The organism is Pseudomonas sp. NY5710 (assembly GCF_013305665.1).
In the GTDB taxonomy this organism is placed as follows: domain Bacteria; phylum Pseudomonadota; class Gammaproteobacteria; order Pseudomonadales; family Pseudomonadaceae; genus Aquipseudomonas; species Aquipseudomonas juntendi.
The window spans coordinates 4410607-4436408 of sequence record NZ_CP045554.1 but is presented as its reverse complement, the minus strand read 5'-3'; the positions used below and the strand labels follow the sequence as shown (position 1 = coordinate 4436408).

The following is a 25802-nucleotide window of genomic DNA, read 5'->3' as shown; positions in this document are numbered from 1 at the left end:
CATCCTTGCCGGTTCAGGGGGTCTTGGCGTTTGCTTCAGCCGTGGCGCCACGGATGATGTGCATGGCGGGCGCGGCGTGGCTGGGTGCCGGGCTCGCCACACTGGCCACCGGCGCCTGGGACAGCTGGCTAAAGCGGTAGAGCGCGCGGTTGGCGGCCTCCACCTGCGGTATCGCATCGGCCTCGCTCCAGTAGCGCGCCAGGCGCTGTTCATCGGCGCTGCGCACCGCCAGGCGCAAGGTGCCGGCCTGGGCGGCCAGCATCAAGCGGCTGGCCATGGCTTCGGGCACGGCCACTGCCACCGTGCGGGTGCCTGCGCCGTTGCCCAGGCCGCTCTGATCGCGGCGGGCCTTTTGCTCTTCGGGGCTCTGCGCCGGGCGGCCATCGTTGGCCAACCCCGTTTGCTCGCCGACGCTCAGCACACGCAGGGCCGGCAGTACCACCTGGGCCGAGGCTTGCGGGTTGTTGGGCTCTTCGCGCAGGAACAGCAGCACGTCAACGTAGTCACCCGGGCGCAGTTGGCCAGCGGCACCGACCACTTCATCCACGCCCAGTGCCACCGCCCGCTCGTGTGCGCGGATCATCCGTGCCAGCGGCCCGCCGGCCTGAAAGCTGGCTTCTTCCAGCCAGGTGCCTGCCGCCAGGGGCCGGGCGCTGCTGCGGCCGACCACCTGAGCGACCTGTTGATAAGCACCGGCGGGGGCGACCTGCAGCCGCTCGACCAGCACATCGTCTTCAGTGAGTGGGGTATTGGCTGGCACGGCCTTGCGCAGCACGACCACAGCCGTGCGCGGCACTTCCACTGGCGCGCTGGGCGCTGGCGCTGTGGCCACGCTCGGCGGTGCAACGGTAGGCGCGGGGGCAATGGGGGCGACCGGCGGACGGCTGAGCACCACGCCCCAGTAGCCTGCCAACAGCGCCGCCAGCAAGAAAAACGCGGCCAGGAATAGGGTCAAGCGGCTGCTCATCTCGGCCTCCCTGCACGCGTTGGATGATGGCGAAAAGTCACTATTTCGCTATAGCAAGTTAGCGCAGCCATCGCCATTTGCCATGAGCCTGGGCAGTTTTTTTCAGGGGGCTAAGCAGGTCGCGTAAAAACAAAGAGTTAGCGAATAACGGTTGGTTAACCCATGCGGGTTAATACTTTCTGATTAACCCTTAAATACATTTGCAGTTCGTACCGGCTTGGCAATTCTTTGATGGCAGATCGGTGTCATTTTGATACCACCGCCGCCGGCATCCATGCCGCAAGGAGCTGAAGCATGAAACTGTTCATTCTGCACTGCATGAATTTCCTGCATCGCAAGGACGGTGCATCCGGTATCGAATACGCCGTCATCGCAACCATGGTTGCAGTGGTGCTGGCGGCTTTCGTCGGGGATATCTCCACGGCCGTGAACACAACATTCACGACCATCAAAAATGCGCTTTGAGGCCTGAAAGGGAGCCAGCGGCATGCAGAACGCTTGCGCGCGTCAGCAGATCCTCCTGGTGGATGACGAGCAGGACGTTCTGCTGGAATTGGCGGAGCTGCTCGAAAACGAAGGCTTCGCCTGCCTGACCGCCACCTCGGTGAAGGCGGCCTTGCACCAGCTGACCTGTCACCCGGACGTAGCCTTGGTGATCACTGATGTGCGCATGCCGGGCGAAAGTGGCATCGGCTTGATCAAGCGCCTGCGCGAGCATACCGCCCGCCTGCATTTGCCGGTGATCGTCATGTCGGCACAGGCCGACCTGGATGACGTCAGCGAATTGCTGCAATTGCAGGTACTGGACTTTTTCCGCAAGCCGATCTACCAGGCCCGTTTGCTGGAAACCCTGGACAACCTGTTCCCCGTGTCGCGCTTGCGCGTCGTCAATTGAATTGACCCGGGCGGGAACGAAAACGCCCGGCACTTGGCCGGGCGTTTCGGTTATTGCGATCAGGCGTCGGGGTCACTCAGTTCCAGGGCGCCGCGTTTGCTGCGCAACTTGCCGTAGAAGTGCTCCAGCGCGTGGTTCAGCTTGGTGGCGGCACCATCCACCGCCTGGTCCAGCGAAGCGGCAGTGTGGGTCACGGAAATCGGTTGGTGGCCTTTGGGGCGAGCCTCCATCTGGCAGCGTTTGTCATGCGGTCCGGGCTTGGCGCCATTTTCGTCGCGCAGGTGCACCTCGATGCGGGTGAGGTCGTCCTCGTAACGTTCAAGTGAGCTTTCCAGTGTACTGCGGACCCACTGGTCGAGCCGGGCGTTGCCTTCGAAATGGTTGCTGCTGTTGACCTGGATTTGCATGATTCAATCCTTATTCAGCTTGCTCGCATGGAGGCGCGGCCAGGTCCTTGAGACCGTTGGAAATTCTGCGCCTCTTGACTCTAAGGTCAGGCAACCGCCGGATGAATTCAAGCCCTTTCGGAAAATAAATTTCTTGTTGCATCTCTGCGCGCACCGGCAGCTTGTCGTTCAAGCTTTGCTTATGAGAATTGAAATCATTAGTATTGCAGCCCCGAACACGCCCGGACCTTCGCCATGACGCGCAAACCCGCCGGCCTTCCGCTCAGCTACCGCCTGGCCGTGGCCTCACGCAGCTTGGCTGCGCTGCTGGGCGGCTACCTGCTGGCGTCTTCGGCCAGCGTCTGCATCGCCCTGGTGGCACCGTTGCCCAAGGTAGACGCCACGCTGATCGGCCTGATGCTGTCGTTCGTTTTCTACCTGCTGGCCTTCATCTGGTGCTTCGCCTGCCGCAGTGCCTGGCGCGCGTGGCTGGGCGTGCTGGCGCCAAGTCTGGTACTGGGCGTGATCAGTGGCATTGCCTACTGGGTGAAAACCTCATGAAAGACGGCTTCCGCCAGGCCATGGCCTGGCTGCATACCTGGGCCGGCCTGATCTTCGGCTGGCTGTTGTTCGCCATTTTCCTTACCGGCACGCTGTCGTATTTCAAGGAAGAGATCAGCCACTGGTCGCAGCCTGAAGTGCGCAGCCATGCACTGGACCCGGCCCATAGCCTGGCCCTGGCACAGCGTTACCTGGAGGCCAATGCCGGGCATTCGGGCACCTGGTTCATCCGCTTGCCCAACGCCCGCGAAGCGGGCTTGAACGTGGGCTATCGCGACCCCAACGGCGGGCCGCGCGGCTTTGTCAGCAAGACCCTCGATACCCAGACCGGGCAACCGGTAGAGGCGCGCGACAGCCGCGGCGGCGAGTTCTTCTACCGGTTCCACTTCCAGCTGCAGATGCCGTACCCCTATGGCCGCTGGCTGTCGACCTTCTGCGCCTTCATCATGCTGCTGGGGCTGGTCACCGGCATCATTACCCACAAGAAGCTCTTCAAGGAGTTCTTCACCTTCCGCCCCGGCAAGGGCCAGCGCTCGTGGCTGGATGGGCACAACGCGATCGGCGTGCTGGTGCTGCCGTTCCACCTGATGATCAGCTACAGCAGCCTGGTGCTGTTCATGTACATGGTGATGCCGGCGGGGATCATGGCTAGCTATGGCAACGACACCGGCAAGTACTTCAATGACCTGTTCGGGCGCAACGATGCACCCAAGGCGGCCCAGGTGGCCACGCCGCTGGTCGCGCTGCCCAGCCTGTATGCCAAGGTGCAGGCGCTGCAACCCGAGGCACGCATTGGCAACATCCAGGTGCAGAACCCGGGCGACCGCAATGCCCGTGTCACCTTCACCCAATCGGCGGCCGACCATGTGGCCTACCGGCGCAGCGCCAACTGGACGTTCGATGGCGCCAGCGGCACGCTGCTGAGCCAGGGCAAGCCGGAGAGCGGGGCCATGATGACGTCATTCAGCTTTGCCGGCCTGCACATGGGCAACTTTGCCGGGCCCTGGCTGCGCTGGCTGTATTTCTGCTTTGGCATTGCCGGTACTGCGGTGATCGGCACAGGCCTGGTGATGTGGCTGGGCAAGCGCCAGCTCAAACATGCCCAGCGCGCGCACATGCCCGGCGAGCTGCGCCTGGTCGAGGTGCTCAATATCGCCAGCATGAGCGGCCTGCTGCTGGCAGTGGCGGGCTTCTTCTGGGCCAACCGGCTGATCCCGGCCGCTGCCGCCGGCCGTGCCGATTGGGAGGTGAATGTCTTCTTCATCGTCTGGGGCCTGTCCCTGGCCCACGCCGTACTGCGCAGTGGGCGCCGGGCCTGGGGCGAGCAGCTGGCGCTGGGCGCATTGGCCTTCGCCTTGCTGCCGCTGCTCAATGGGCTGACCACCGACCGTGGGCTGAACCATTCGCTGGCGGCAGGTGACTGGGCCATGGCAGGCCTGGACCTGACCGCGCTGGGTACCGGGCTGTTCCTGGCCTGGCTGGCCGGCAAGATGCTGAGCAGCCCCGCGCCGCTGGCCAAGCGCGCGGCCCGGGCGGCAGACAAGCCGCGCGCCGAAGCGGCGCAGGCACGCTGATGCTGGGGAACGCATTGCTCGCCTACGCAGGCTTCGTTGCCTTGTGCCTGGCCATGGACAAACATTTTACCGGCCTGCTCGGGCGCAAGCCGCACCCCGGCCATTTGCGCCTGTTGCGCGTGGCGGGCTGGTCGTTGCTGGTGCTGTCGCTGGCGTTCAGTGTGCACCTGCGTGGCTGGGCCCATGGCCTGGTGGAGTGGGCGGCAGTGATGATGGCGGCGGTAACCGTGTGGGTTTTCGCCCTGCCGTACCAGCCGCGGCTGTTGCTGGGCCTGGCCGCCGGCAGTGTGCTGCTGGGCCCGGTGCTGGCCGTTTTGGCGGTGTGACAGCATGAGCGAACAGGGCGATACCCTCGGGTCGGGTGCCGACAGCACAGGCGGGCGCGCGCGTTTTGTCCAGGTGTTCCAGGCCCAGCGTGCACGCATGGAGGCCCTGGTCAGCCGGCGCGTGGGCTGCCGCGCCACGGCGTCGGACCTGGTCCAGGAGTTGTTCCTGCGCTTCTGGCGTCGCCCCGAGGTGAAGGTCGAGGCGCTGGATACCTACCTGCTGCGCTGTGCCGGCAACCTGGCCATCGACCACCTGCGCAGTGAGGGCAGCCGCGAACGCATTGCCGAAGCCGCGCTGGCGGTGGACGAGGCGAGCATGGCGCACGCGCCGGAGCAGGCCGTGGAAGTGGACCACGACCTGCAGCGTATCGAGGCTGCCTTGCGCGCCTTGCCCGAGCGCACCCGGCAGATCTTCCTGCTCAATCGCATTCATGGCTGCAAGTACGGCGAGATCGCCAAGGCCATGCAGCTGTCCCAGAGCGCGGTGGAAAAGCATATGATGCGCGCCCTAGAAGCGTGCAAGGCGAGTGTTGCCGAGCCCGCGTCCACCCCGCGCCGGCCTGGGAGTGCCTGCCGATGAGCCCTATACCGCCGATCACCGAGGCGCAGTCGCAGGCCGCTTTGCGCTGGCTCAGCCGCATCAGCGAGCAACCTGCAGTGGCCGAGGGGGCCTCGTTCAAGCGCTGGTTGCTGGCCGAGCCCGGGCACCGCGCCGCGTACGAGCAGGCCCAGGCGCTGTGGCGCAACAGTGGTGTGGCGGCGTCGCGGCTGGCTGCCGAAGAGCATGCCAGCCTGCAGCCCTACCTGGCCGCCATGGCCCGCCCGGCTGCCAGGCGCCCCGGGCGCGCGCGCCTGGCGGCAATCGGGCTGGCGGCCTGCCTGGTGCTGGCCATTGGGGTAGCCGGGGGCTGGCACCCAGGCTACTGGCTGCAGGACCTGCAGGCCGACTACAGCAGTGCCGGGCAGATTCGCCAGGTTACCCTGCAGGACAACTCGCAGGTGACCCTGGATGCGGGCAGTGCAATTGCGGTCGATTTTGCCCATGGCAAGCGTCGCGTGCGCTTGCTGCATGGCGCGGCGTTCTTCCAGGTCACGCATACCGGCGAGCCATTCCTGGTCGAGGCCAATGGCGGTGAAGTGCGGGTACTCGGTACCCAGTTCGAGGTGCGTGAGCAGGGGGAGGGCACGCAGGTCACGGTGCGCAGCGGGCGGGTGGCGGTGAGCCCGGTTGCGGGGGCCGCGGCCAGGGAGCTGACGGCCAACCAGCAGGTGAGCTACGGCGCCGGCCGGGCCGGCGCAACCTTGGCGGTGGACAGCGACAACCGCCTGGCCTGGCGCCAGGGCTGGCTGAATTACTACCAGGTGCCGCTGGCGCAGGTGGTCGAGGACCTGGGGCGCTACTACCCGGGGCGGATCGTCTTGCTGGATGAGGAACTCGGGCAGCGTAAGGTCAGTGGCAGTTTCCCCTTGGCCGAACCGCTGCGGGCACTGGATTCGCTGGGCAAGGTGATGGGTTTTTCACGGCAGACCGTGCTGGGTCGTTTGACGCTGATCCGCTAGCCCCCTGCCGGCCGCCGTTGGCGCCTGCCGTAGAAGCGGGTTTAGCCGCGACCCGGCAGCACAGGAAAAATATTTTTCAAAAGCGCGTGAGGTAACGGACGGTGGTATCCGTGTAATGAGTGGAAGTGCGATTCATTCGTACTCATATTCCTCTCACAGGTCAGCGTCCATGAAGTTCTCCCCGCGTTGCGTCCCCCTCTGGTTCGGCCTTGCCATGCTCCCGACCGTCGCCGTGGCTCCCCAGGCCAGCGCTGCCGAGCAACAGCAGGCCTACGCCTTTGCCCAGCCGGCGCAACCGCTGGCCCAGGCCCTCAGCGCCTTCAGCCGTACCACGGGCCAGAGCGTGGTTTACACCGTAGCGTTGCCTGGGGTGCAGGCGCCGGCGCTGACCGGCACCTACAGTGCCGAACAGGCGCTGCAACAGCTGCTGGCAAGCAGCGGGCTGACCTGGCGGCGCCTGGACGCGCGGACCCTGACCCTGGACGCGCTGGATACTACCGGGGCCCTCAACCTGCAGGCCACCACGGTGACCTCGCTCCGGGACGACTACAGCTACCAACCCCCGGCCACGGCTTCGATCATGCGTGGTCAGGGCGCCAACCAGGACATCCCCCAGGCGATCAACGTGGTCCCGGCGCAGGTCATCCGTGACCAGGCGCCGCGCAACCTTGACGATGCCCTGGCCAACGTCAGCGGCATTACCCAGGGCAACAACTTCGGCGGCACCTCCGACACGGTGATGAAGCGCGGTTTCGGTGACAACCGCGACGGCTCGATCATGCGCGATGGCATGCCCATCGTGCAGGGCCGCAGCCTCAATGCCAGCACCGAACGGGTCGAAGTGCTCAAGGGGCCGGCCTCGCTGCTGTACGGTATCCAAGACCCGGGCGGGGTCATCAACGTGGTCAGCAAGCGCCCCCAGCTCGAGCAATACAATGCCCTGAACCTGCGGGGCTCCACCTACGGCAGCGGCAAGAACGGCAGCGGCGGGGGCTTCGACAGCACCGGCGCGCTGGGCGACAGCAACTTCGCCTACCGCATGATCGTCGACCACGAAGACGAAGATTACTGGCGCAACTTCGGGGTGCATCGTGAATCGCTGGTCGCGCCGTCGTTGGCCTGGCTGGGCGAAGACACCCAGGTGGTGCTGGCCTACGAGCACCGCGAGTTTCTCTCGCCGTTCGATCGGGGCACGGCCTTTGGCAGCAATGGCCACCCGCTGGACATTCCCGCCACCCGGCGCCTGGACGAGCCCTTCAACGACATGGAAGGGCGCTCGGACCTGTATCGTCTGGAGGTCGACCACCAGTTGGCCGATGACTGGAAGCTGCACGTTGGCTACAGCTTCAACCGTGAGACCTACGACGCCAGCCAGGTTCGCGTCACGGGGGTGAACGAAGCCAATGGCACCCTGACCCGCAGTATCGATGGCACCCATGGCGCCATGAGCCGGGACCAGTTCGCAACCTTGAGCCTGGCCGGCACCGTGCAATTGGCCGGCATGCAGCATGACTTGCTGCTGGGCGCCGACCATGAAGACCGCAAGGTCTACCGCGCTGACCTGATCCGGCAAGCCGCGCGGTCCAGCTTCAGCTACGTGAACCCGGTGTACGGGCAGGAAGTGGAAGGCACCACCGTGCGTGCCAGCGACAGTGACCAGACCGACAAGCTGCGCACTGACGCGCTGTTCCTGCAGGACGCGCTGCACCTGGACGATCACTGGATCCTGGTGGCCGGTGCACGCTTCCAGCAGTACGACCAGTACGCCGGCCGTGGTCGCCCGTTCACGGCCAACACCGATACCAACGGCCAGACCTGGGTGCCGCATGCCGGTATCGTCTACAAGGTCGATGAGCAACTGTCGTTCTATGGTAGCTACAGCGAATCGTTCAAGCCCAACTCCAGCATCGCGCCGCTCACCGGGGGGGTGGTACTGGACTCGTCGGTGGCGCCGGAAGAGGGCAAGTCGTGGGAGCTGGGCGCCAAGCTCGACATGCCAGGCAGCCTGACCGGTACCTTGGCGCTGTTCGACATCACCAAGCGCAACGTGCTGGTGGCCAATTTCGACACGCGCACCGGCGATACGCTTTACAGCAATGCGGGTGAAGTCAACTCACGCGGGGTTGAACTGGACCTGACCGGCCAGCTCAGCGAGCGTTGGAGCCTGATCGGCAGCTATGCCTTCACCGATGCCAAGGTCACCCAGGACCCTGACCTCAAGGGCAACCGCCTGCAGAACGTGGCCAAGCACAGCGGCTCGCTGTCGGCGGTGTACGACTACGGCAGCCTGTTCGGCGGCGACCGCCTGCGCTTTGGTGCCGGGGCCCGGTATGTGGGTGAGCGCAGCGGCAACGCGACCAACACCTTCGACTTGCCTTCCTACACCGTGGCTGACGCATTTGCGACCTACGAGACCAAGCTCGATGAGCACAAGGTGCTGTTGCAGCTGAACGTGAAGAACCTGTTCGACAAGGTGTACTACAGCTCGGCGGTGAACCAATACTTTGTGGCGATTGGGGATGCGCGGCAGGTGAGCCTGTCCAGTACCTTTGAGTTTTAGGGAGCAGGGGCCGCTTCGCGGCCCATCGCAGGCAAGCCAGCTCCCACAGGAATCGCGATATGTTCTGGCCCCATCGCAGGCAAGCCAGCTCCTGCAGGAATCGCGATATGTTCTGGCCTCATCGCAGGCAAGCCAGCTGCCACAGGAATCGCGATATGTTCTGGCCTCATCGCAGGCAAGCCAGCTGCCACAGGAATCGCGATATGTTCTGGCCTCATCGCAGGCGAGCCAGCTCCTACAGGAATCGCGATATGTTCTGGCCTCATCGCAGGCAAGCCAGCTTCAACAGGTACTGCACAGGTCTGGGGCCTGAGGCAATCGCTGTGGGAGCTGGCTTGCCTGCGATGGGCTGCAAAGCAGCCCCGATGTCACAGGTTGAAGGCCAGGCGGTACTCGCCCGGTGTGGCGCCAACGGCCTGGCGGAACCGATTGCTGAAATGGCTGGCACTGGCAAACCCGCACACCAGGGCAATTTCTCCCAACGGCATGCCCCCCAGCCGCAACAGCTGGCAAGCCCGGTGCAGCCGCCGTGCCAGCAGGAATTGGTGCGGTGGCAGCCCGAAGCTGGCGCGGAACATGCGCGCAAAGTGGTACTCGGACAGGTTGCAACGCAACGCCAGTTCGCCGAGGGTGATCGGCTGGTCCAGGTGCGCCTCGAGGTAGTCGACCAGTTGCCGACGCAGTCTTGGTGCCAGCCCGCCTTTCAGGCGCAGGCCCTGGCGCAGCCCGACCTGGCTGAGCAGCGCATGGTCGACGATTTCATGCGCCAGGCTGCTGGCGAGCAGACGCTCGCCGGGTTCGTCCCAGTCCAGGCCGATCAGTTGGCGAAAGCGTCGGGCCTGCTGTGGGTCGTCAAGAAAGGTCGCTTCCTGCAACTGCAGTTCGCGCGGCTCACGGTCGAGCAGGCGCACGCAACCAAGGGCGAACTGCGCTTGGCTGACATACAGGTGCGCCAGACGGATCTCGCCATTGACCACCCAGTTCGATTCCTCGCCGGCCGGCATGATGCACAGCTTGTCGGGCGCGCCTTTGTCGGCCGGCCGTTGGCGGCGGAAGGTGCCGGTACCGTCGGCGATGTAGCACGACAGGGTGTGATGGCTCGGCGCCTGATAATCGCGGGCGTCGTCGCGGTTGCTCCACAACGCCGCCGCCAGCCCGTCACCCAGGTGCGCGCTCAGCTCCAGGCGGGCGTGGGGCGAGGCGTGCATGGCATTGAATACTTGTAGCTGGGTGAATGGCGTCATGGCGGGTTCCTCTGACGCCCATCCTACTGCGCCTTGAGCGTGCGTACAGCCGCCAGCGCGACAAATGCGCAAGTTTGTGCAAGCGCAAAGTCCAGGGCCGGGCGAACACTGATTGCACTGGCGAGGGCTGCGCCCTCGCTCGCCGGCAAGCCGGCTCCCTCAGTTACAGCGCCCAGCTTGAAGGTTGACGCTGCCCCTGTGGGAGCTGGCTTGCCGGCGATGGGCCGCGCAGCGGCCCCGGGATGTAGGGTCGATCGCCTGAGGAGCCGCACCGATGAACCTGTCTCTCTACCTGCTCACCGTCCTGATCTGGGGCACCACCTGGATCGCCTTGAAACTGCAACTGGGCGTGGTCGCCATACCGGTTTCGATCGTGTACCGCTTTGCCCTGGCCGGTCTGATCCTGTTTGCCTTCCTGCTGCTCACCCGTCGCTTGCAGCCGATGAACAGGCGGGGCCACCAGATCTGCCTGGCCCAGGGCCTGTGCCTGTTCTGCGTCAACTTCATTTGCTTCCTCAGTGCCAGCCAGTGGATCGCCAGCGGCCTGATCGCCGTGGTGTTTTCCACCGCCACGCTGTGGAACGCGCTGAATGCGCGAATCTTCTTCGGCCAGAAAATCGCCAGCAACGTGCTTGGCGGCGGCGGCCTGGGCCTGCTTGGGTTGGGCTTGTTGTTCTGGCCCGAGCTTTCGCACCACGCGGCCAGCCGCGAGACCCTGTACGGGCTTGGTCTGGCCCTGCTTGGCACGCTGTGCTTTTCAGCCGGCAATATGTTGTCGAGCATGCAGCAGAAAGCCGGGCTGCGGCCCATGACCACCAATGCCTGGGGCATGGTCTACGGTGCGGTGATGCTGGGTACGTACTGTGTGGTCAGCGGCGTGCCGTTCGGCATGGAGTGGAACCTGCGCTACATCGGCTCGCTGTTGTACCTGGTGGTTCCGGGGTCGGTGATCGCCTTTACCGCCTACCTGACCCTGGTGGGGCGCATGGGGCCGGAGCGGGCCGCGTACTGCACGGTGCTGTTCCCGTTGGTGGCGTTGAACGTGTCGGCGGTGGCCGAGGGGTACCAGTGGACGGCGCTGGCCCTGCTGGGGCTTGTCGCAGTGATGGCAGGGAATGTGCTGGTGTTTCGCAAGCCCAGGGCACGGGTAGCTGAGGGGGGGTTGGAGGCCAGATGAATCATGGCCCTATCAGCGGCCAGCTACCGAAACTGTGGGCGCTGGTTTGCCGGCGATAGGGCCGGTACAGGGATAACCGGGGGATCAGCCCTTCCACACCTGCGGGTTCACCAGGTCCCGCGGCCGCTCACCCAGCAGCGCCGCGCGCAGGTTGTCCAGCGCCCGGTTGGCCATGGCTTCGCGGGTTTCGGCGGTGGCCGAGCCTATGTGCGGCAAGGTCAGGGCATTGGGCAGCTTGAACAGCGGCGAATCGCTCAGTGGCTCTTTCTCGTAGACATCAAGGCCTGCGCCGCGCAGGGTGCCGTTCTGCAGGGCTTGGATCAGTGCGGCTTCATCGACCACCGGCCCGCGTGCAATGTTGATCAGGAACGCGCTTGGCTTCATCAGCTTCAGCTCGCGGCTGCCGATCAGTTTGCGGGTCGCGTCCGACAGGGGCACCACGATGACCACGAAATCGGCTTCGGCCAGCAACTGCTCCAGGCTGCGGAACTGCGCGCCCAGCTCCTGCTCCAGCGCGCTCTTGCGGCTGTTGCCGCTGTACAGGATCGGCATGTTGAAGCCGAAGCGGCCACGGCGGGCCACGGCTGCGCCGATGTTGCCCAGGCCGACGATGCCCAAGGTCTTGCCATGCACATCACTGCCGAAGTGCGCCGGGCCCACGGTTGCCTGCCAGTTGCCGGCCTTGGTCCAGGCGTCGAGTTCGGCGGTACGCCGGGCGCAGCCCATGATCAGCGAAAAGCCCAGGTCGGCAGTGCTTTCGGTGAGCACGTCGGGGGTGTTGGTGAGGGCGATGCCGCGTTCGTTGAAGTAGTCCAGGTCATAGTTGTCGTAGCCGACCGACACGCTGGACACCACCTCGAGCTTGGCCGCACCTTCCAGCTGCGCCCGGCCAAGCTTGCGCCCGACCCCGATCAGGCCGTGGGCTTCGGGCAGGGCTTCGTTGAACTGGGCGGCGATGTCGCCCAACTTGGGGTTGGGCTGGATCAGGTTGAAATCTTGCTGCAGGCGCTCGGCCATGGCCGGGGTGATTCGGCTGAAGGCCAGGACGGTCTTTTTCATCGGGCTGCTTCCAAGGGGAAAGCTACAAGCTACAAGCTACAAGCTACAAGCTACAAGCTACAAGCTACAAGCTACAAGCTACAAGAAAAAGCAGCACGTGAACGGATCTGCTTTTTCTTGCAACTTGCAACTTGCAACTTGCTACTTGCTACTTGCGACTTGCAGCTTCCCTTAGTTGGCGATCAGCACCTGATGGGTTTTCAGGTCGGCCTCATGCGCGGCAAGAATTTCCGGCAGCGAGTTGCGCAGGTATTCGACCCAGGTCTTGATCTTGGCATCCAGATACTGGCGCGACGGGTAGATGGCGTACAGGTTCAGTTCCTGCAGGCGGTACTCCGGCAGCACCCGCACCAGGCTGCCGTCGCGCAGGCCATCGATGGCCGAATAAATCGGCAGCACGCCTACGCCCATGCCGCTGCGGATCGCGGTCTTCATGGCGTCGGCGGTGTTGACCATGAACGGTGAGCTGGTGATGTTGACCATCTCCTGGCCTTCCGGGCCATCGAACAGCCACTTTTCCAGCGGGATCACCGGGCTGACCATGCGCAGGCAGGCGTGCTTGAGCAGGTCGGCAGGTTTGTGCGGCAGGCCATTGCGGGCGATGTAGGCCGGCGACGCGCAGACGATGCTGTAGGTGATGCCCAGGCGCTGCGAAACGAACCCCGAGTCCGGCAGCTCGGTGGCCAGCACGATGGACACGTCATAGCCCTCGTCAAGCAGGTCGGGCACGCGGTTGGCCATGGTCAGGTCGAAGGTCACGTCGGGGTGCGATTCACGGTAGCGGGCAATCGCATCGACCACGAAATGCTGGCCCACCCCAGTCATCGAATGCACCTTCAATTGCCCGGCGGGGCGCGCATGGGCGTCGCTGGCCTCGGCCTCGGCTTCCTCGACGTAGGTCAGAATCTGTTCGCAGCGCATCAGGTAGCGCTTGCCGGCCTCGGTCAGCGCAATGCGGCGGGTGGTACGGTTGAGCAGCCTTGTTTGCAGATGGGCTTCCAGGTTGGAGACCGCCCGCGATACGTTCGCGGTGGTGGTGTCCAGTTGCGCCGCAGCGGCCGTGAAGCTGCCTAATTGCGCTACGCAACTGAAAGCACGCATGTTTTGCAGGGTGTCCATGGGTCACTCTCTAGGTAGAGGACAAAATTGTGTCACGAAGCAACGCAAAAGTTATGAAAACTTACCTTCGACCAAAGGCGGATTATCGCCATTTTGGTAACAAAGATTCGCAGGAATCTACGCTTATCGCCAGTGCTGCTGCCCCCTAGAATTGCTCCGCCTCTCCACCTCTTCCTCGGGAAATCGCAGCTGTGCCGCGTCGCATCATCAGAACGCTCAGTGCGTTCAGTGCCTGTGCCCTTGCCCTCACCTTGAGCGGCTGTATCGGAACCTGGGGCATCGCCCCGCAAAGCAAGACGCTGCAAGCCAATACCCTGACCACCGACGCGGCCATTCGCGAAACCGCAAGCGATGCTCACTGGCCCGACCAGCAGTGGTGGCACGCCTATGGCGACCCGCAACTGGACCGCTGGGTTGCCCTGGCAGTGGCCGGCAGCCCGAGCCTGGCCATGGCCGCCGCGCGGGTGCGTGAAGCCAAGGCCATGGCCGGTGTGATCGAGTCGGCTGAAAAGCTCCAGGCCAACGGCCAGGCCACGCTCAAGCGCCACAACTGGCCTGAAGACCAGTTCTATGGGCCTGGTGCGTTGTCGGGTGCCAACACCTGGGACAACAACGCGGCCATTGGCTTGAGCTACGCGCTGGACTTGTGGGGCCGTGAACGCAACGCCAGTGAACAGGCCGTGGACCAGGCGCACATGAGCGTGGCTGAAGCGCGCCAGGCGCAACTGGAGCTGCAGAACAACGTGGTGCGCGCCTATATCCAGCTGAGCCTGCACTTTGCCCAGCGCGATATCGTCAAGGCCGAGCTGGCACAGCAAGAACAGATCCTGGCCTTGGCCAGGCGCCGCCTGGCGGCCGGTATCGGCACCCATTTCGAAGTCAGCCAGGCCGAAGCGCCGCTGCCGGAAACCCATCGCCAGCTCGATAGCCTCGACGAAGAAATCGCCCTGGCCCGCAACCAGTTGGCTGCCCTGGCCGGCAAAGGCCCGGGGGAGGGCGCGCAGTTGCAGCGCCCGGCCCTGGCCCTGGCCGCACCACTGAAGCTGCCGTCCAACCTGCCTGCGGCACTGGTCGGCCAGCGCCCGGATGTGGTCGCCAGCCGCTGGCAGGTGGCTGCGCAGGCACGCGGCATCGACGTCGCGCACGCCGGCTTCTTCCCCAACGTCGACCTGGTCGGCAGCCTGGGCTTCATGGCCACGGGCGGCGGGCCGCTGGAATTCCTGACCGGGCGCAAGTTCAACTACAACGTTGGCCCGGCCATCAGCCTGCCGATCTTCGACGGCGGGCGCCTGCGCTCGCAGCTGGGCGTGGCCTCGGCTGGCTATGACGTGGCCGTGGCGCGCTACAACCAGACCGTGGTCGGTGCGCTGAAGAACATTTCCGACCAGTTGATCCGCCGCGAGTCGATGCAGCAGCAGTCGCACTTCGCTGCCGAATCGGTGGCCGCCGCGCAGAAAACCTACGATATCGCCATGGTCGCCTTCCAGCGTGGCCTTACCGATTACCTCAACGTGCTCAATGCGCAGACCTTGCTGTTCCGCCAGCAGCAGGTGCAGCAGCAGGTGCAGGCGGCACGCCTGATCGCCCATGCCGAGCTGGTCACCGCGCTGGGCGGTGGCCTGCAGGCTGGCCAGGACGTACCCCAGGAAGAACGCCAGGCTGCGCCGAAGACCCCGGCGACCCTGGCCATTTTCGATACTCGGCCGGACAACGCTGAATGAGCACTTCCAGTTTGCCTGTGCGCTGGCTGCAAAGCCTGGAATGGCGTCGCGGCTTCTTCGCCTGGGCGCGTACCGATGGCGTGACCTGGGTTTATATCTTCAAGGTACTGGCAGCCGCGTTCATTACCCTGTGGCTGGCCATGCGCCTGGAGCTGCCCCAACCGCGCACGGCGATGATCACCGTGTTCATCGTCATGCAGCCGCAAAGCGGCCATGTGTTCGCCAAGAGCTTCTACCGGGTGCTCGGCACCCTGGCCGGCTCGGCGATGATGGTGGCGTTGATTGCCATTTTTCCGCAAAACACCGAGCTGTTCCTGCCCAGCCTGGCGCTGTGGGTTGGGCTGTGCTCGGCCGGCGCCATGCGCTACCGTACCTTCCGCGCCTATGGCTTCGTGCTGGCCGGCTACACCGCGGCCATGATCGGCCTGCCGGTACTGCAGCACCCCGACCAGGCGTTCATGGCGGCGGTGTGGCGGGTGCTGGAAATTGCCTTGGGCATCTTGGTGTCGACCTTCGTCAGTGCCGCGATCCTGCCGCAGTCGGCCAGCGCCGCCATGCGTAACGCCCTGTACCAGCGCTTTGGCGTGTTCGCCGGCGTGGTAGTCGAGGCCTTGCGCGGTGACAGCCAGCGTGACCGTTTCGAGAGCAGCAACGTGCGCTTCGTGGCCGAGGCGGTGGGCCTGGAAAGCCTGCGTAACGTCACCGCCTTCGAAGACCCGCACATGCGCCGGCGTAGTGGCCGGCTGGTGCGTATGAACAGCGAGTTCATGGCCATCACCACACGCTTCAACGCCCTGCACCGCCTGCTGGAACGCCTGCGGGCACGTGGCCCGCGGCAGATCGTCACGGCCATCGAGCCGGGCCTGAATACCTTGGTGGAGCTGTTGCAGCCCTACGTGGGCCGGGCGCTGACCGACGCCGATGCCTTGCGCCTGACCCTGGAGCTGGGCGCGTACAAGGAAGGCCTGCAAGCCCAGGTGCGTAGCCTGCGGGCCGACTACCTGGCAACCGGGCCCAGCGCGGCCGACCAGCTCGACTTCCACACGGTGTTCGAGCTGTTGTACCGCTTCATCGACGAGATGTTCAGCTACGCCGAAACCCACGCCTCGCTGGCTGCACACAAGCACGAGCGCGAGCAATGGGACGAGCCCTATGTGGCGCAGACCAGCTGGCTGGTGTCGTTGGCAGCGGGTGTGCGCGCCTCGACGGTGCTGTTGCTGCTGGGTAGCTACTGGCTGCTCAGCGACTGGCCCAGTGGCGCCATGATGACCCTGATCGCCACGGTGACCGTGGGCTTGTCGGCGGCCTCGCCCAACCCCAAGCGCATGTCGTTCCAGATGGCCTGCGGTACTGCGCTGGGGGCCGTGGTCGGCTTCTTCGAGACCTTTTTCGTGTTCCCCTGGATCGATGGGTTCCCATTGCTGTGCATGGTGCTGGCGCCCGTGTTCGTGCTCGGCGCGTTTCTCTCGTCACGGCCAGCCTACGCCGGCTACGGCATCGGCCTGCTGGTGTTTTTCGCCATCGGCTCGGTACCCAACAACCTGACCGTGTACGACCCCTACAGCTTCATCAATGACTACATCGGCATGATTCTGGGCATGTGCGTGTGTGCCGCCGCCGGGGCGATCATCCTGCCACCCAACAGCCGCTGGTTGTGGAGCCGCCTGGAGCAGGAGCTGCGCGAGCAGGTGTTGTTTGCCATCAGCGGCCGCCTGCGTGGCATCGGCACGGCGTTCGAAAGCCGCACCCGCGACTTGCTGCACCAGGCCTACGGCCTGGCAGCCGGCAAGCCGAAGGTTCAGAGCGAGCTGATGGGCTGGATGTTCACCGTGCTGGAGGTCGGCCACGCGGTTATCGAGCTGCGCAAGGAGCAGGCCCGCGCCCCGGTGCACCCGGCCTATGCCGAGTCGCAACCGTGGCGCCAGGCTATCCGCGTGATGGGCCGGGCCCTGGCACGGCTGTTTCTGCAGCCCAGTGCCAGCAACCACGAACGCGCGCTGGTAGCAGTGGACCATGCCATTGCCCGGGTGCAGGCCACCGACGAGCCATTCGCCCGGCACTTCGATACCTCGGTGCTGCGCCGTGCGCAAAGCTACCTGCACTTCATCCGTTCTTCCTTGCTCGACCCACAGTCGCCGCTGGTGCCGGCGAAAGGACTGCCTGATGCTGCGTGAAAGCATGCCCCGCGAAATCGCCTTCCATGGTGTGTACATGCCCACCATGACCTTGATGTTCCTGTTTGCGCTGGGCCTGGCCTGGGGCCTGGACCGGTTCATCGCCAGCCATGATGGCTACCGCTTCTTCTGGCACCCGGCTTTGCTGCGCCTGAGCCTGTTCGTCTGCTTGTTCGGCGCCATGGCGCTTACTGTCTACTGGTGAGAAACCTTCGATGAAAAAGTTCTTCAGCCTGATCGCCACCCTGCTGGTGCTGGTCGCTGCCGTGGCCATCGGTCGCCAGTTGTGGGTGCACTACATGACCACGCCGTGGACCCGTGACGGCCGCGTGCGTGCCGATATCATCAACGTGGCCGCCGACGTGCCTGGCTATGTGGTGGACGTGCCGGTCAAGGACAACCAGCGGGTGAAGAAGGGCGACCTGTTGATCCAGATCGACCCCGAGCACTATCAGCTCGCTGTCGACCAGGCCAAGGCGCTGGTCGCGTCGCGCAAGGCCACCTGGGAGATGCGCAAGGTCAACGCCAAGCGCCGCGCCGACATGGACAACCTGGTGATCTCCAAGGAAAACCGTGACGATGCCAGTAACATCGCCAACTCGGCACTCGCCGACTACCAGCAGGCCCAGGCTGAACTGGCAGCAGCTGAGTTGAACCTCAAGCGCACCCATATCGTGGCCACGGTGGACGGGTACGTGACCAACCTGAATATCCACCGGGGCGATTACGCGCGTACCGGTGAAGCAGTGATGGCAGTGGTCGACGAGAGCTCGTTCTGGGTGTACGGCTTCTTCGAGGAGACCAAACTGCCGCATGTGAAGGTCGGTGACCAGGCCGAGCTGCAGATGATGAGCGGCGAGCGTATCAAAGGCCATGTGGAGAGCATCGCCCGCGGTATCTACGACCGCGACAACCCGCAAAGCCGCGAGCTGATCGCCGACGTGAACCCTACTTTCAACTGGGTACGCCTGGCGCAGCGGGTGCCGGTGCGCATTCACATCGATGAAGTGCCGGAAGGGTTTTTGCTGGCGGCGGGGACGACGTGTACGGTGGTGGTGAAGCCGAGCAAGGGGTGACCTGCGGCGCCATTCTGGCCCACAGTCACTGCACTGCCTTTGAATACAGCGCTGGACCTGTGGCGGCGGGCATGCCCGGCAAGAATCCAACGCGGTGGCTGGCACCGGCTGCGCCGGTGTTCGCGGGCGCGCCCGCTCCCACAGGGTACGCTGTGCGCCTGCCAGCATCGACAACCTCGCGTTCAGGCGGGCCCCACCAATACCGGCACCTTCACCCGGTCGATCACCTTCGCACTGATCGATGGGTCCAGCAACCGCCCCAACCGTGACAGGTGGCGGTGGCCCATGATGATCAGTTCGCAGTTCAGTTCCTGCGCCTTGGCTACGATCGCCTCGACCGGTTGCCCCGCGATCATGCAACCCTGGCTGGCGAAGCCGGCCTGTCGCAACTCGCCTACCGCCTTGGCCACCGCGTCGTCGGCCTGGTGCTGTTCCTTGCAGGCGGCGGGGTATTGCTCCAGCTCTTCGGTGGTGTAGGGCGCGGGTTGCTCGTGCACGGCGAAGGTAGAGTCGATGGCCAGCAGCACGTGCAATTCGTGTTCGCCGGGGCGGCAGTAACGGCGGGCGAGGGTGAGCAGGGCGGTGGCGGCGGGGGAGGCGTCGATGGCGATCAGGACTGGGCTGGGCATGCAGAATCCTTGCTTCTGGCTGGCTAGTCATTTGCCTGCACCGCCCCTATCGCCGGCAAGCCTGCTCCCACCGGTTCAACACAGGCCTTAGGCATTGTGGGATCCCTGTGGGAGCCGGCTTGCCGGCGATAGGTGCGGTGCAGGCACTGCAAGTGTTATGACCCAATCACCGTCCAGAATAAATACCCCACCACGCACGGGCGCATTGCGTCTGGTGCAATCCGCCAACCTGCTACCATCGCCACTCCCCAGCTGTAATGGAACACGGCCATGCAACTCCCGGACATGAACCTGCTCGTCGCCCTCGATGCCCTGCTCGACGAAGGCAGTGTGGTCGGCGCGGCGCAGCGCATGAACCTGAGCCCCGCGGCCATGAGCAGGACGCTGAGTCGTATCCGCGATGCGTTGGGCGACCCGATCCTGGTGCGCGCGGGCCGTGGGCTGGTGCCGACGCCACGGGCGCTGGCCTTGCGCGAGCAGGTGGCGGCGCTGGTGGAGCAGGCCGGGGAAGTGTTCCGCAGCGCCGATGAAGTCGACCTGCCCAAGCTCGACCGTGCCTTCAACATTCGCACCAATGACCTGTTCATCGCCCTTTATGGCGCTCAGTTGCTGCGCCGCATGCACGAGCAGGCACCGCGCACGGTGCTGCGCTTCGTGCCGGAAAGCCCCGGCGGCGACGACGACAGCGTGCTGCGCGACGGGCGCACCGACCTGATCATCAGCTCGACCGTGGACCTGGGACCGGAGATCAAGGTGCAGAGCCTGTTCCAGACCTACTATGTGGGCCTGGCTCGGCGCGACCACCCGATCTTCGAGCAGCCGATCACGCCGACCAGCTTTGCCAGTTATCCACAGATCAGCGTGTCCCGCCGTGGCCGGGCCAACGGGCCGATTGATGTCGAGCTGGCCAACTTCAAGGTGCAACGGCGCGTGGCTTTGATTACCCCGAGTTTTCACTCGGCGCTGTTCTCGCTACCGGATTCGGACCTGATCCTGCCGATGCCGGCGAATATCCTCAACAGCGTGCACAAGCTCGGGTTGCCACTGCGATCGTTCGAGATCCCGGTACCGCTGGAGCGGGTGACGGTGCTGCAGGCCTGGCACCCGCGGTTTCACAACGACCCCGCACATAGGTGGTTGCGGCAGACCTTGAAGGCTTGCTGCAGTGTTGATCCGTGATTGCCTGTAAGGGCCTCATCGCCGGCAAGCCAGCTCCCACCTCGACCGCATTGATCTCAAGCCCTGTGCAGTACCTGTGGGAGATTTTATGGTTTCTGGCAAGGGTAGCCGCAGCATCTTCAGCGCCTGTGAGATCGAGCGCCGCCCGCGCGGCGCTTCGCGGGTAAACCCGCTCCTACGTTTGTTTCGGGCCAGTATTGCCTGTGCCGGACGCGCGCGACCGCCTTGTTTGTACGACGCGATATCGTGGCGGGCGCCAAGGCGTTCGCGCGCAAATCCCCCAGGCATAATTGGCCTGAAACAAACGTAGGAGCGGGTTTACCCGCGAAGCGCCGCGCGGGCGGCGCTCGGTTTCACAGGCGCTGCATAACTTGTGACAACCACCGACAGCCCTAATGCGATCCCTGTGGGAGCTGGCTTGCCGGCGATAGGGCCAGACCTGCAAAAAAGTGGATTGCGTCTAGCGCAACATAAACCTACCGAGAAGTCAGTTTTCGTCAGCATTCGACCTTCTTAGACTTGCTCCAGTCGCAAATTTGTTGCTGGAGATGTCTGCCCATGAGTTCCCCGTCCGCCCCGTCGGCCGCACCTGCCGCCGCCCCCGCGCCGGCCGCGCCTGCGCAGACGGCGTTCGGCCTGCAGGTCGTGGTCGGGCTGTTCGGTGTATTGCTGGCCGTGTTGTGTGCGGGCCTCAACGAGTCGGTGACCAAGATCTCCCTGGCCGATATCCGCGGCGCCATGGGCATCGGGGCCGACGAAGGTGCCTGGCTGCTGGCGGTGTACAGCGCCGCTTCGGTCTCGGCCATGGCCTTTGCGCCGTGGCTGGCCACCACCTTCTCGCTGCGGCGCTTCACCCTGAGCGCCATTGGCCTGTTCGCCGCACTCGGCCTGCTGCAACCGTTCGCCCCCAACCTGCACAGCCTGATGCTGCTGCGCGTGCTGCAGGGCTTTGCCGCCGGCGCGTTGCCACCGATGCTGATGAGCGTGGCGCTGCGCTTCCTGCCGCCGGGCATCAAAGTGTACGGCCTGGCCTGTTACGCCCTGACCGCCACGTTCGGCCCCAACCTCGGTACCCCGCTGGCCGGGTTGTGGACTGAATACGTGGGCTGGCAATGGGCGTTCTGGCAGATCATTCTGCCTTCGGCACTGGCCATGTGTTGTGTGGGCTGGGGCCTGCCGCAGGACCCGCTGCGCCTGGAGCGTTTCAGGCAGTTCGACTGGCGTGGCGTGGTGCTTGGCCTACCGGCCATCAGCTGCATCGTGCTCGGCTTGTCGCTGGGGGACCGCTGGGGCTGGTTCGACTCGCCGCTGATCTGCTGGCTGCTCGGGGGTGGGCTGCTGTTGCTGGTGCTGTTCATGTTCAACGAATGGTCCGAGCCGCTGCCGTTCTTCCAGTTGCGCATGCTGTCGCGGCGCAACCTGAGTTTCGCCCTGGTGACCTTGGCCGGCGTGCTGGTCGTGCTGTCGGGTGTGGGCAGCATTCCGTCGGCCTACCTGGCGCAGATCCAGGGCTACCGGCCGGCGCAGACCAGCCCGCTGATGATGCTGGTGGCCGTGCCGCAGTTGATCGCCCTGCCGTTGACCGCAGCGCTGTGCAACATCCGCGCTGTGGACTGCCGCTGGGTGCTGGGCATCGGCTTGGCGATGCTGGCGGTGTCCTGTGTTGGCAGCAGCCTGCTGACCAGCGAATGGATCCGTGGCGACTTCTACCCGTTCTACCTGCTGCAGGTGTTCGGCCAGCCGATGGCGGTGCTGCCGTTGCTGATGCTGTCCACCAACGGCATGACCCCGCAGGAAGGCCCGTTCGCGTCCAGCTGGTTCAACACCGTCAAGGGCCTGGCCGCGGTGATCGCCGGTGGCCTGCTGGATGCGCTTGGCACCCTGCGCCGGCACTTCCATTCCAACCACTTGGTGGACAGCCTGGGCAACGCTCCGCTGGTCGACGATAACGCCGCTGGCCTGGCCAGGCGCATCCACGATCAGGCGCTGGTGCTGACCTCGGCCGACCTGTACCTAGTCATGGCCTGCATCGCCGTGGCCCTGATCTGCCTGATTCCTTTCGTGCCCACCCGGGTCTACCCGCCGCGCGCGGTGGCCTGAACCCTGGATGAATTCGAGAACCGCTGATATGACCAACAACCGCAAAACCCTGTTTATCGGCTCGGTGCTCGCCGTGGCTGTCCTGGCTGGCATCGTCGGCCCCTGGATGTTCGGCAGCGACCACCGCCAGAGCACCAATGACGCCTATGTGATCGCCGACTACACGGTGGTCGCGCCCAAGGTCGCCGGCTTCATCAAAGAGGTGCTGGTAGAGGACAACCAGCAGGTCACGGCTGGCCAGCTATTGGCGACCATCGATGCCCGTGACTACCAGGCCGCGCTGGATGCGGCGCAGGCGCAATTGCTGGTGGCCAAGGCGCAAAGCGCCGATGCCCGCGCCACCCTCGAACGCCAGGCCGCGCTGATTGCCCAGGCCGAAGCTGCGGTGAAAGCGGCCCAGGCCGAAGCGGCGTTCGCCGACCATGAGGTCAACCGCTACAGCCGCCTGGCAGAGCAGGGCGCCGGTACCGTGCAGAATGCCCAGCAGGCACGCAGCAGGGTCGACCAGGCCCGCGCGCGGCTGGCCAATGCCCAGGCAGCGCTGGTGGCGGCGCGCAAGCAAGTGGACATCCTTACCGCCCAGGTAGCCAGTGCCGATGGCCAGCTCAAACGCGCCGAAGCGGGCCTGGAAAAAGCCCAGCTCGACCTGTCCTACACACGCATCACCGCGCCGGTGGACGGCATGGTCGGCGAGCGCGCCCTGCGGGTCGGCGCCTTCGTCAACCCGGGCGCTCGCCTGCTGTCGGTGGTGCCGTTGCAACAGGCCTATGTGGTCGGCAACTTCCAGGAAACCCAGCTGACCCACGTGCAGCCGGGCCAGCCGGTGAGCATCAGCGTCGACACCTTCTCCGGCGAGAAGCTGCAAGGCCATGTGGAAAGCATCGCCCCGGCCACCGGCGTGACCTTCGCCGCCGTGAAGCCGGACAACGCCACCGGCAACTTTACCAAGGTGGTGCAGCGCATTCCGGTGAAGATCGTTTTCGATGATGGCCAGCCGCTGCTCGCCCGCTTGCGCGTGGGCATGTCGGTGGAAGCGACCATCGATACCCGTGGCGACAAGCTGAACGACAAAGAGGTCAGCGCACGATGAAAGCGGCATTACGCGTGAGCCCATTGCTGCTGGCCGTACTGATGGCTGGCTGCAGCATGGGCCCGGACTTCCTGCGCCCCGACAGCCAGGCACCGCAACAATGGGCGCCGCTGCAAGGTGAGGCGGCGGCCAGCCAGCCGCAGGCCGAACCGCTGGAGCTGCGCTGGTGGGAAAGTTTCCACGATGCCCAGCTCAGCGCATTGATCGAGCGCGTTGCCGAGCGCAACCTCGACCTGCAGATGGCCAGCGCCCGCCTGCTGCAAAGCCGTGCCCTGCGCAGCACCGTGGCCGCCAATGACATGCCGTCGGTGGATGTGAACGCCGGGTACAGCCGCGCCCGTAACAGCGCCGAAGGCCTGAGCGACCCTTCCGGCAAGGCGGGCAAGGCGGCCTTCAACCTCTGGCAGGGCGACCTGGTGGCCGGCTGGGAGCTGGACCTGTGGGGCCGCGTGCGGCGCCAGGTCGAGGCCGCCGATGCCACGGTCGAAGTGGCCGAGAACGACCGCCGCGGTGTGCTGTTGGCATTACTGGCGGAAACTGCCGGCAACTACATCCAGTTGCGTGCGGTGCAGCACACCATCGATATCACTCGCGATAACCTCAAGGTCGCCCAGCACAGCCTGAAGCTATCGGAAAACCGCCAGGCCGAAGGCGTCGCTACCCGCCTCGACGTAGCCCAGGCCAGTGCCCAGGTGGCGTCCATCGAGTCGCGTCTGCCCAGCCTTGAAGCCCGGCGCGATGACCTGATCAACGCCCTCAGCCTGCTCGCCGCCGAACCGCCGCGCAGCCTGCAGGCCCAGTTGCTGCAGGGTGGCGAACTGCCTGCGCCGCAGCAGAAGTTCGCCATCGGCTTGCCGTCCGAGCTGGCCGAGCGCCGGCCGGACATCCGCCAGGCCGAGGCTCGCCTGCACGCTGCCACCGCCAGCATCGGCGTGGCCAAGGCCGACTTCTACCCGAGCATCCGGCTGTCGGGCAGTGTCGGCTTCCAGGCCATGCAGTTGTCCGATTTCGGTGCCTGGGACTCGCGCCGGTTTGCCTTTGGGCCACAGCTTTCATTGCCGATCTTCGAGGGCGGTCGGCTCAAGGGCACCCTGGAGTTGCGCGAGGCGCAGCAGCAGGAAGCGGCGCTTGACTATCGCAAGGTGGTGCTGGGGGCCTGGCATGAGATTGACGATGTGCTACGCCTGTACAACGCCAGCCAGTTGCGGCGTGACCACTTGGCCGAAGCGGTGCGGCAGAACCGCATCGCCCTGGAAACCGCCCAGCGCCAGTACGTGGAAGGGGCGGTGGATTTTCTCAACGTGCTGACGGTGCAGGGTGCCTTGCTGGCCAGCGAGGAGCAGTGGATCGACAGCTCGGCGGCGGTGTCGCAGGCGTTGGTGGGGCTGTACAAGGCCTTGGGGGGTGGCTGGCAGGCGTTTGATCAGCAATCGGTGAAGAAAGCTTGAAGGCGGGGCCGCTTTGCAGCCCATCGTATAGCGCAATACCTGTAGGAGCGGGCTTGCCCGCGAAGGGCTGCAAAGCAGCCCCGGCGATTTCCCAGACAGATGAGGAGGCAAAGATGCACATTTCCCTGAACGGCAAACGCGCGATCGTCAGCGGTTCCACCGCCGGCATTGGCCTGGCCATCGCCATAGGTCTGGCCGAAGCCGGCGCCGAAGTGGTCCTCAACGGCCGCACCCAATCCCGCGTCGACGAAGCGCTTAAAGCCGTGCGCGAACGCTTGCCACAAGCGCGCATCATCGGCATCGCTGCCGACCTCGGCACCCAGGAAGGTGCGCAAAAACTGTTCGACCAGGTGCCGCATACCGACATCCTGGTCAACAACCTGGGCATCTTCGAGCCCAAGCCGTTCTTCGAGATCGAAGACGAAGACTGGCAGCGTTTCTTCGACGTCAACGTGCTTAGCGCGGTGCGCCTGTCGCGCCACTATGCCCGAGGCATGGCCGAGCGCAAATGGGGGCGGGTGGTGTTCCTGTCCAGTGAGTCGGCGCTGCAGATCCCGACCGAGATGATTCACTACGGCATGACCAAGACCGCGCTGTTGGCGGTGTCACGAGGGCTGGCCGAGACCCTGGCGGGCACCGGGGTAACGGTGAATGCCGTGTTGCCTGGGCCGACGCGCTCCGAAGGCGTGGGTGACTTCTTCGCCAAGCTGGCCGAGGAGCAGGGGGTGACGACTGCTGACCTGGAAACCAGCTTCCTGGCCGAGCACCGGCCCAGTTCGCTGATCAAGCGGCTGGCGACAGTGGAAGAGGTGGCCAACATGGTGGTGTACCTGGCATCGCTGCAGGCCAGTGCTACCACCGGGGCGGCGTTGCGGGTGGACGGCGGGGTGCTGCGGTCCATTGCCTGATTGTCTACTGCCTGTACCGGCCTCTTCGCGGGCTTGCCCGCTCCCACCC

The 25802-nt window shown here is 64.9% G+C and carries 24 protein-coding genes; 18 read left to right on the top strand and 6 right to left on the bottom strand.

The features are described 5' to 3' along the window. Positions 1–13 precede the first annotated feature (13 nt). Positions 14–967, bottom strand: coding sequence for a Flp pilus assembly protein CpaB (cpaB, locus tag GEV39_RS20455; protein WP_173891023.1), 954 nt, complete (start codon positions 965–967; stop codon positions 14–16). A gap of 294 nt (positions 968–1261) precedes the next feature. Between cpaB and GEV39_RS20450 the strand changes: the two genes are divergently transcribed. Then, positions 1262–1432: a Flp family type IVb pilin gene (locus tag GEV39_RS20450; RefSeq protein ID WP_029885790.1), complete on the top strand. Its 171-nt coding sequence runs from the start codon at positions 1262–1264 to the stop codon at positions 1430–1432. Between the two features lie 22 nt (positions 1433–1454). Beyond that, entirely contained in the window at positions 1455–1862 is a 408-nt protein-coding gene (locus tag GEV39_RS20445) for a response regulator (RefSeq protein WP_009685022.1), read from the top strand. Between the two features lie 59 nt (positions 1863–1921). On the opposite strand, the gene GEV39_RS20440 is transcribed toward GEV39_RS20445, so the two are convergent. Continuing rightward, complete coding sequence (locus GEV39_RS20440) at positions 1922–2269, bottom strand: HPF/RaiA family ribosome-associated protein (RefSeq protein WP_009685023.1); 348 nt, start codon at positions 2267–2269, stop codon at positions 1922–1924. Positions 2270–2503: 234 nt separating this feature from the next. Here GEV39_RS20440 and GEV39_RS20435 point away from each other — a divergent pair, with 234 nt between their 5' ends. The 6 genes from GEV39_RS20435 (at position 2504) to GEV39_RS20410 (ending at position 8829) form a co-directional block, all read left to right on the top strand. Next, complete coding sequence (locus GEV39_RS20435) at positions 2504–2809, top strand: DUF3649 domain-containing protein (protein ID WP_173891022.1); 306 nt, start codon at positions 2504–2506, stop codon at positions 2807–2809. Continuing rightward, the gene (locus GEV39_RS20430; protein ID WP_173891021.1) at positions 2806–4383 is read left to right on the top strand and encodes a PepSY-associated TM helix domain-containing protein; all 1578 of its coding nucleotides are present in this window, start codon (positions 2806–2808) and stop codon (positions 4381–4383) included. Before GEV39_RS20435 ends, GEV39_RS20430 begins: the two co-directional genes overlap by 4 nt. Next, on the top strand, positions 4383–4709 hold the full coding sequence (locus GEV39_RS20425) for a DUF3325 domain-containing protein (RefSeq protein ID WP_173891020.1): 327 nt from the start codon (positions 4383–4385) through the stop codon (positions 4707–4709). Before GEV39_RS20430 ends, GEV39_RS20425 begins: the two co-directional genes overlap by 1 nt. Positions 4710–4713: 4 nt before the next feature. After that, positions 4714–5289 (top strand): RNA polymerase sigma factor, encoded by a 576-nt coding sequence (locus GEV39_RS20420; RefSeq protein WP_173891019.1) that lies wholly within the window; start codon positions 4714–4716, stop codon positions 5287–5289. Continuing rightward, positions 5286–6269 (top strand): FecR family protein, encoded by a 984-nt coding sequence (locus GEV39_RS20415; RefSeq protein WP_173891018.1) that lies wholly within the window; start codon positions 5286–5288, stop codon positions 6267–6269. Before GEV39_RS20420 ends, GEV39_RS20415 begins: the two co-directional genes overlap by 4 nt. A 169-nt stretch (positions 6270–6438) precedes the next feature. After that, a complete protein-coding gene (locus tag GEV39_RS20410) occupies positions 6439–8829 on the top strand; it encodes a TonB-dependent siderophore receptor (RefSeq protein WP_173891017.1) in 2391 nt (796 codons plus the stop codon). 368 nt (positions 8830–9197) lie between these two features. Here GEV39_RS20410 and GEV39_RS20405 read toward each other — a convergent pair whose 3' ends face one another. Continuing rightward, on the bottom strand, positions 9198–10073 hold the full coding sequence (locus GEV39_RS20405; protein ID WP_173891016.1) for a helix-turn-helix domain-containing protein: 876 nt from the start codon (positions 10071–10073) through the stop codon (positions 9198–9200). A 274-nt stretch (positions 10074–10347) separates the two neighbouring features. On the opposite strand from GEV39_RS20405, the gene GEV39_RS20400 reads away from it, so the two are divergent. Beyond that, positions 10348–11250: a DMT family transporter gene (locus GEV39_RS20400; protein ID WP_173891015.1), complete on the top strand. Its 903-nt coding sequence runs from the start codon at positions 10348–10350 to the stop codon at positions 11248–11250. Between the two features lie 84 nt (positions 11251–11334). Here the strand turns inward: GEV39_RS20400 and GEV39_RS20395 are convergent, their stop codons facing one another. Both GEV39_RS20395 and GEV39_RS20390 read right to left on the bottom strand, forming a co-directional pair. Beyond that, entirely contained in the window at positions 11335–12309 is a 975-nt protein-coding gene (locus GEV39_RS20395) for a 2-hydroxyacid dehydrogenase (RefSeq protein ID WP_173891014.1), read from the bottom strand. A gap of 171 nt (positions 12310–12480) precedes the next feature. After that, positions 12481–13428 carry a LysR family transcriptional regulator gene (locus tag GEV39_RS20390; protein ID WP_173891013.1) on the bottom strand — a complete coding sequence of 316 codons (948 nt, stop codon included), beginning with the start codon at positions 13426–13428 and terminating at the stop codon, positions 12481–12483. A gap of 191 nt (positions 13429–13619) precedes the next feature. On the opposite strand from GEV39_RS20390, the gene GEV39_RS20385 reads away from it, so the two are divergent. From GEV39_RS20385 to GEV39_RS20370, 4 genes are read left to right on the top strand one after another with little or no spacing between them, the layout of a single operon-like run. Next, on the top strand, positions 13620–15149 hold the full coding sequence (locus GEV39_RS20385; protein ID WP_173891012.1) for an efflux transporter outer membrane subunit: 1530 nt from the start codon (positions 13620–13622) through the stop codon (positions 15147–15149). Next, positions 15146–17323 carry an FUSC family protein gene (locus GEV39_RS20380; RefSeq protein ID WP_173891011.1) on the top strand — a complete coding sequence of 726 codons (2178 nt, stop codon included), beginning with the start codon at positions 15146–15148 and terminating at the stop codon, positions 17321–17323. The genes GEV39_RS20385 and GEV39_RS20380 overlap by 4 nt, the downstream gene beginning before the upstream one ends. A 4-nt stretch (positions 17324–17327) precedes the next feature. Further along, complete coding sequence (locus tag GEV39_RS20375) at positions 17328–17528, top strand: DUF1656 domain-containing protein (protein WP_009685040.1); 201 nt, start codon at positions 17328–17330, stop codon at positions 17526–17528. A 10-nt stretch (positions 17529–17538) separates the two neighbouring features. Beyond that, the gene (locus tag GEV39_RS20370; RefSeq protein WP_173891010.1) at positions 17539–18399 is read left to right on the top strand and encodes an efflux RND transporter periplasmic adaptor subunit; all 861 of its coding nucleotides are present in this window, start codon (positions 17539–17541) and stop codon (positions 18397–18399) included. 182 nt (positions 18400–18581) lie between these two features. Here the strand turns inward: GEV39_RS20370 and GEV39_RS20365 are convergent, their stop codons facing one another. Then, the gene (locus tag GEV39_RS20365; RefSeq protein WP_173891009.1) at positions 18582–19028 is read right to left on the bottom strand and encodes a universal stress protein; all 447 of its coding nucleotides are present in this window, start codon (positions 19026–19028) and stop codon (positions 18582–18584) included. Positions 19029–19298: 270 nt separating this feature from the next. Between GEV39_RS20365 and GEV39_RS20360 the strand changes: the two genes are divergently transcribed. From GEV39_RS20360 to GEV39_RS20340, 5 genes are all read left to right on the top strand, one after another. Continuing rightward, a complete protein-coding gene (locus GEV39_RS20360; RefSeq protein WP_009685043.1) occupies positions 19299–20207 on the top strand; it encodes a LysR family transcriptional regulator in 909 nt (302 codons plus the stop codon). Positions 20208–20765: 558 nt separating this feature from the next. Further along, a complete protein-coding gene (locus GEV39_RS20355) occupies positions 20766–22307 on the top strand; it encodes an MFS transporter (RefSeq protein ID WP_173891008.1) in 1542 nt (513 codons plus the stop codon). 28 nt (positions 22308–22335) lie between these two features. Continuing rightward, the gene (locus GEV39_RS20350; protein WP_173891007.1) at positions 22336–23397 is read left to right on the top strand and encodes an HlyD family secretion protein; all 1062 of its coding nucleotides are present in this window, start codon (positions 22336–22338) and stop codon (positions 23395–23397) included. After that, entirely contained in the window at positions 23394–24845 is a 1452-nt protein-coding gene (locus GEV39_RS20345) for an efflux transporter outer membrane subunit (protein ID WP_173891006.1), read from the top strand. Before GEV39_RS20350 ends, GEV39_RS20345 begins: the two co-directional genes overlap by 4 nt. A gap of 113 nt (positions 24846–24958) precedes the next feature. After that, complete coding sequence (locus GEV39_RS20340; RefSeq protein ID WP_173891005.1) at positions 24959–25753, top strand: SDR family NAD(P)-dependent oxidoreductase; 795 nt, start codon at positions 24959–24961, stop codon at positions 25751–25753. Positions 25754–25802 lie beyond the last annotated feature (49 nt).